This window comes from Bradyrhizobium erythrophlei (assembly GCF_042430365.1).
Taxonomy (GTDB): domain Bacteria; phylum Pseudomonadota; class Alphaproteobacteria; order Rhizobiales; family Xanthobacteraceae; genus Bradyrhizobium; species Bradyrhizobium erythrophlei.
The window spans coordinates 25,187-31,774 of record NZ_JBHMET010000219.1; the positions used below are offsets into that span (position 1 = coordinate 25,187).

General features: G+C 60.7%; 5 protein-coding genes and 1 pseudogene. 4 read left to right on the forward strand and 2 right to left on the reverse strand.

Features of this window, described 5'->3' with window-relative positions:
- Positions 1 to 58: 58 nt before the first annotated feature.
- The 3 genes from ACFFWD_RS30600 to ACFFWD_RS30610 all read left to right on the forward strand — a co-directional run bounded on the left by ACFFWD_RS30600 (position 59) and on the right by ACFFWD_RS30610 (position 2,075).
- Positions 59 to 697: an RNA polymerase sigma factor gene (locus ACFFWD_RS30600; RefSeq protein ID WP_376971718.1), complete on the forward strand. Its 639-nt coding sequence runs from the start codon at positions 59 to 61 to the stop codon at positions 695 to 697.
- Positions 694 to 1,365 carry an NrsF family protein gene (locus tag ACFFWD_RS30605; RefSeq protein WP_376971720.1) on the forward strand — a complete coding sequence of 224 codons (672 nt, stop codon included), beginning with the start codon at positions 694 to 696 and terminating at the stop codon, positions 1,363 to 1,365. Before ACFFWD_RS30600 ends, ACFFWD_RS30605 begins: the two co-directional genes overlap by 4 nt.
- A gap of 161 nt (positions 1,366 to 1,526) precedes the next feature.
- Positions 1,527 to 2,075, forward strand: coding sequence for a peroxiredoxin-like family protein (locus ACFFWD_RS30610; RefSeq protein ID WP_376971722.1), 549 nt, complete (start codon positions 1,527 to 1,529; stop codon positions 2,073 to 2,075).
- A gap of 24 nt (positions 2,076 to 2,099) precedes the next feature.
- On the opposite strand, the gene ACFFWD_RS30615 is transcribed toward ACFFWD_RS30610, so the two are convergent.
- Positions 2,100 to 4,589, reverse strand: coding sequence for a thioredoxin domain-containing protein (locus tag ACFFWD_RS30615; protein WP_376971724.1), 2,490 nt, complete (start codon positions 4,587 to 4,589; stop codon positions 2,100 to 2,102).
- Between the two features lie 289 nt (positions 4,590 to 4,878).
- On the opposite strand from ACFFWD_RS30615, the gene ACFFWD_RS30620 reads away from it, so the two are divergent.
- Entirely contained in the window at positions 4,879 to 5,526 is a 648-nt protein-coding gene (locus ACFFWD_RS30620) for a hypothetical protein (RefSeq protein ID WP_376971726.1), read from the forward strand.
- 236 nt (positions 5,527 to 5,762) lie between these two features.
- On the opposite strand, the pseudogene ACFFWD_RS30625 reads toward ACFFWD_RS30620, so the two are convergent.
- A pseudogene (locus tag ACFFWD_RS30625) lies at positions 5,763 to 6,113 on the reverse strand (class I SAM-dependent methyltransferase); the annotation flags it as partial.
- Positions 6,114 to 6,588 lie beyond the last annotated feature (475 nt).

The following is a 6,588-nucleotide window of genomic DNA, read 5'->3' on the forward strand; positions in this document are numbered from 1 at the left end:
CATGTGAGGCTCGCCCCGGTTCACATACGGGTCCGGCCGGTCAATGGAGGTCTCGCCTATGACGCATGACCCAAGCGGCCGCGGACCGTCGCTGCGGCTCGTCGGGAGGGACGACAGCTGCGGCACGTTCGGAACGGCATCGGTCGCCAGAGATGTCGATTGGTCCATCCTCATGGCCCGCGCTCAAGAGGGCGACCGAACGGCGTATCACCGGCTCCTGCAGGAGATAGCCCCATACCTGCGTTCCCTTGCTGCGCAGCGACACCGGGACCCCAGCGACGTTGAAGATGCGGTCCAGGACGTCCTTCTGACCATCCATTCGATCCGGCAGACCTACGATCCGACCCGGCCGTTTGCCCCATGGCTGGTCGCGATCGCCAACCGACGCTTCATTGATCGGTTGCGCCGTCAAAGTCGCACTAGAGGCCGGGAAATACCTTTGACCGCCGAGCATGAAACCTTTTGTGAGCCCCCAGCGAACTTATTAGAAGAGAGCGCGGATCGGCAAGAGCTCGAGCGGGCAGTCAACAATCTCCCCCCGGCGCAGCAACGAGCCCTTCGGCTGCTCAAGCTCAAGGAGATGTCATTGAAGGAGGCTGCGACGGTGAGTGGCATGTCCATCACCTCCCTTAAGGTCAACGTCCACCGCGCGCTGAAGAACCTTCGGAAAATGCTGGTCGATCGGAGCGAGCCGTGATCAAGACACCCGATCTCATTGCATCGCTTGCGGCGAACGCCACGCCGGTGCGGCGGCTGCGGCCCCCAGTGATCCGGGCAACTTGCTGGCTCTTGCTTGCGGCCGTGATCTTGACGCTGCTGGCGATCAATCAGGGAATTCGACCCGACCTCGTTGAGCGGCTGCGGGAGCCGGCCTTTGCGGTCAGCATGGCGGCCGCGCTTTTGACCGGCGTGCTGGCGACCGTCGCGGCCTTCCTGGTCAGCCTCCCCGACCGGTCTCGCCTCTGGCTTCTTCTGCCCGTGCCGGCACTGGTCGTGTGGCTCTCGAATGTCGGCTACCAGTGCCTGGTTCAGTGGGTCGCGATTGGACCTGACGGTATCAGCCTTGGGGAGGCGGCGCGGTGCTTTGCGACCCTGGTGCTGACCGGCCTGCCGTTGTCGCTGGCGATGCTCGTGATGCTGCGCTATGCGGCTCCGCTCCGCCCGACCGCCGCAACCTTCATGGGCAGCCTGGCTGTGGCTGCGATCACCGCGACAGCGTTGTCGCTGTTCCACACCATCGACGCGACCTTGATGATCCTGATGTGGAACTTTGGAACCGCAATCCTGTTTGTGGGACTTGCAGGCGTGTTCGGCCGGAGGATGTTCCGATGGGTCGCGCCGCGAACATTCGATGCGCAAGACTAAGCTCTTCAACATCGCAGGATGCCGTGACCCAACGCGGTTGTCGGCAAAAGGCCGACCAAGTCGTTTCCCTTAAAGGAGAGCATCAGGGAACGATGTCAGTCCGGTTCAGAAGCCTCAAATCCCAGTTCTGATCGATGAAAGACACTGAAAGGATGACTCAAATGACCGATCTCGTGCCACTGTTTCCACGGCAGCCCGTTCCGCCGCTCCATGTCAACCTTGCCGGCGGCGGCTTGTTTGATCTTAGGAGCGAGCGGCCAAAGCATTTCACGCTTGTCGTGTTTTATCGCGGCCTTCACTGCCCCATTTGCAAGACCCAGCTCAGGGAGCTGGAGTCGAAGCTCGATGACTTCGACAAGCGCGGCGTCGCAGTGGTGGCCGTATCGTCCGATTCGAAGCAGCGGGCCATGCAGACCAGGGAAGCCTGGGAATTATCCCGGCTGCGCATCGGCTATGGCCTCGACCTCACCGCTGCGCGCAGCTGGGGATTGTTCATCTCCTCAGGGCGCGGAATGACGTCCGCAGGGGTGGAAGAGCCAGAACGTTTCTCCGAACCGGCGCTCTATCTGATCCGGCCGGACGGCACGCTTTACTTCGGCAGCGTCCAGACGATGCCGTTCGCGCGCCCGCATTTCTCCGACATTCTTGCCGCAATCGACTATGTCTTGAAGAACAATTACCCGGCTCGCGGTGAAGTGAGAGACCTGTAAGGCGCCGATCCGTCCGATCTCCCATCAAGGCTCTTTCGCGCGCCCGCCTACTGCGGCTGAAATCGGAAGCGTCGAAGGCGGCAGACAGATTTGGTTGGTGCAAGCTTGCGCGGTGACGGCGCCCTGAATCGAACTGTTTGCGCTTAGACTGCCCTTGGGAAACCTGGCGACGACAGCGACCGAGCCTTCGTAGACATCGAGGCCGTCGCGGGCGAACTCGGGGGTAAATCGAGTAGGCTTGGGATACTCGACCTTCTTCGGCTTGATATCGTTGAACTCGACGGTGGTCGGGATCAGGAAGTCGAAAGAAGCCGGGTTCGCATTGATGTGGAATTTGTCGTCCACCTTGATCGTGACGAGGACCTCGTCTTCGTCCGGGACCGATATTGCGGAGGCGGCGGCGCCAACGTGATCAGCCGTGACGGGAACATGGGTTCCATCAGTCGCGCTTGGCGTTGGCGGGCTGTTTGTAGCAGTGGCGCCGACACTAGCTAGCGGCAGCCGATGACGATTGAGGGTGGCAACCGATGCGGCCCACAATTCCGGGTGATCCTGAAACTGGCCGCTCAGCCGCGTGACGGCACGCGCAACTGCTTCGAGAAAGTGCCTGTCAGCAGACGCCTCATGTAATCGAAGCAGCAGATCGATCGCAATCGAGGTGCCGGAGGGCGTTTCCGCATCTCCGTCGTCAGCGATCGGAATCAGCAGGTCCTTTTCATCGGAGGTTGTCGAGAAGGCGCCGTCCGCTCGGACAAATCGGTCGAGAATGCTGTTCGCCAGCAGCCTCGCGCGATCACGCCAGATCGCTTCACCCGTTACGTCTGCGAGCGACATGAAGGCGGCGCCGAGGGAGGCATAATCCTGCAGGAATCCGCTGGTTTGGACCTGGCCACGATAGATTTCGTGCTTGAGCAGGCCGGTGCGTTGGTCGTACGCGAGCGCCCAGATTCGTTGCGCTGTCTTCTGCGCCCAATCTAGCAGTTGAGGATCGTGAAGGACTTGGCTGCTTTCGGCGAGCGCCGCAATTGTGAGCCCATTGAGTGAAATCACGACCTTTTCGTCTCGCGCGGGTTGTGCGCGTTGCTCCCGCGCGACAAGAAGCTTTTGCCGATCGGCTGCGAAGGAGGCGAGCATCTCGGTGACTTCCTTGAAGTCGGTGGTCTTGAGCGTTTGATCGATCGGGACCCGTAGCCGCAATACCGCCGGCGGCTCGCCGTTGACGTCGCGAGGGTGGACGACGTCCGGAACATCCGGCCGCGGCAGCGATGTCAATGAATAGACGCTGAGGAAACGCGTTGCTTCTTTCTCGCCGAGCAGGGAGACGATCTCGCCGCGGGTCCACAGATAACCCTCGCCCTCCACGCCATTGAGCTGGGCATCCCGGGCGGTATAGAGGCCGCCGTCGGGCGCCATCATGTCGCGGCCCAGATACCCCGCAGTCTCAAGGGCAATCTGGCGGTACAACGGCAGGCCCGTGATGCGAAATGCTTCCGCATAAAGCTGCAAAAGCTGGGCGTTGTCGTAAAGCATCTTCTCGAAATGCGGAATCGACCAACTGGGCTCGGTGCTGTAGCGATGGAAGCCACCGCCGAGCTGGTCGTGAATCCCGCCGAAGACCATGGCGTCGAGCGTGTTCAGGACGCCCGATAGGGCGGCGGAAGTCTGGTTGATGCGATAATCGGGCAGCAGCAATGCGAGCCGCGGCGGATTCGGGAACTTCGTGGCGCTTCGGCGATCGGCAAGGCCGCCGTCCATTTGGTCAAATTGCGGCAGCAGCGTATCTCTCGCCTTTGCCAGCCAGGCGTCCGGCTTGATCGGCGCCACCGCGCCGCCGGCGGCGGCTGATTGCACGCGACGCATTGCTGCCATCACGTTGTCAGCGACGTTCAGCGCCTGAGTGTGATCGGTTGTCCAGGCGTGATCAATCGAGGCGAGAACGGTGGGGAATCCCGGCCCGGCTCTGGGATCGTCCCTGGGCGGAAAGTAGCTTCCGGCATAGAACGGCTTCAGATCAGGCGTGAGGAATAGGTTGTTCGGCCATCCGCCGCCGCCCGTCATCAACTCTCGGGCGATCATGTAAATTCGATCGACGTCGGGCCGCTGCTCGCGATCGACCTTCACGTTGACGAACCACTGGTTCATCAACTTGGCAATGTCCGGATTCGAGTAGATCGTCCGCTCGGCGACGTGGCACCAATAGCAGGTGCTGTAGCCGATCGAGAGGAAGATCGGCTTGTTCTCCTTCTTCGCCTTCGCAAAGGCCTCGGGGCCCCATGGATACCAATCGACAGGGTTATGGGCATGCACCAAAAGATATGGATTGTGAGAGTCGATCAGTCGGTTGGTAGAGGCGTACAGACCGGAAGCCCGATCGGTCCGGAGGCCCGATCGCGCCACGTCATCCGCCAAAATCGGACTGCCCCAGATCAAGGTAGTGATAGCGAGCGTGGCAACGATTCCAATACCGCCAGCCGTGCTGCGATGCTGGTCTGTCCCGGTGCGAAGCCGCATCATTATGCCTCTCCCGGTCGATATAAAGCGGCATAGCCTACGCTATTCCATGGATGACTGGAACTATGGCGGGACGATAGAAATGCCCGGCGGCGACCGCGCAAAGGGTATGCCAGCGGCGAGAGAATTTCCTCGAATGCGTAACCTTGGCGTCAGTCGTAGCGAAATTACAGGGAGGTGCTGTCGGCTTCGCAATCGGCACACGTAGTCAACAGCCTCCCGGTCATCAGCCTAACGCTGCTGCGATCGATACAATCCATGTAACAAAGGTCACCCTATGAAATCTCGCAACATGAAAGTGCCGGCCATTCTTTCGGCGGCGGCAGCTCTGCTTCTCGCGTCTGTCGGCGGAGGGTTGGCTGCGTCACCCCTCAAGATGGATTTCGTCACACATGCCGCTTTCTTTTCCGCGGAGTTCAAGCAGCCGAAGGCGCTCGATCCCCAGGTTTTCATCCATGACGCCGCGGCGCAGGCCGCAACTGGGTCGCAGGGAATAAAGCACGTGGCCGGGGTGCGGCCTCCGCTGATCGACCAAGATGCGAAGTCCTCAACGCTCTACAACGCCGAAGACAAACCGCTCGGATTCGATCTGCAGACGTGGCTTTTGGCATCCGGAAGCGTCACCATCACCATGCAAGGCGGAAAATCGCTGCTGGAGGCAAATTTCAGGGGTCTAAGGCCGAACGCTCATTATAGTCTCTTCGAAAACCATTTTGACCAAACGCCGGTTTCCTTTACCCCGATGGATGGGGTTGGGAAGACCAACAGTTTTGTGGCGCAGCCGGACGGCAGCGCAAAGGTATCAATGACGCTGCCGGACTTCCCAACACATGCGAACGCAGTGCTGCTCATCTATCACAGCGATGGTCAGACGCACGGGCTCGAACGGGGCCGCATTGGAATTGACACTCATCATCAGCTGATTGCGCGGCCTGAATGAAGGAACCACGGGGCCGGCGTGGTCATAGTCTAAACGAGCGACGGCGGAAAATCGCAGTGGATCGAGAGAAATCGTAGGCCGACGTAGGAAATAGTTGGGGGGGTCTGCCAGATCGGGATGCCTACTATCGCAGAGCCCTGTTTTCTTGTTTGAGGGCGGCCTAGCTCGCGGGGCAGCGTCTTGATAGGCTGCCCAAAAGCCACCGTTCGTACGCGATCCCTCGCCGCCAATGAGGATCAGCCTGGTCGCGCGCTGCCTTCGTACATGAACGTCATCGGCTTCAGCCCAGGCATGTAGCCGGTCTCGACCCGATCGATCCGGAATCCCGCCGCCTCGATCATCGCTTGGATCTGCCGGTTAAGATGGCAACCGCCGCTGATGGATTTCCAAGCGGGCGTTAGCCGGTCCTGCCACCAGCGCGCGCCTTCGTCCGGCGCCAGCCCGTGCTCCGCGAAAAGCAACTTGCCGCCGGGCCGAAGCACACGGCGCACTTCGCGGAGCGCCGTGGCGGCGTGCGGGATGGCGCACAAACTCCACGTCGTGACAACGGTGTCGATCGTGCGATCGTCGAGCGGAATGGTCGCAGCGCAGCGGAACGCTCACAGACGTTCGCCAAGACGCGGCTCGCGTGCACCTTTGGAAAGACCCATCGAGGGCTTACTTGGACGAGCGACCGGATTCTCCGGTGCGAAAAAGATAGGAAAACAGCCGGATTTTGGAGCTCATTTGCCCCAGCAAATACGGCATGCCTTCGCTGAGTGGCGGAGGGAGAGAATCTAGAAAAAGAATTGCTCGTCTGCTGCGGCTCAGGTTCTCTCGCTAGGGGAGAGAAGCGAGAATTCTAGGATTCTCCGTGTTCCGTGGACGACGAAAGTTAGCCCCCGAATTCCAACGCCCGCCACCTCAGGAAAGCAGTGACGTTAGAGCTTCTGGATTTCGGCCGGCGGGCGGCCGGCCTGCAAACCCTCACGAGCCGAGGCCGTCCTCATCACCGCGGCAAAGCTCTTGCGCTCGTCGGCCAGGCCTTCGGCCAGAGGACGGTCGAGGGCTGCCCGGGTGAGG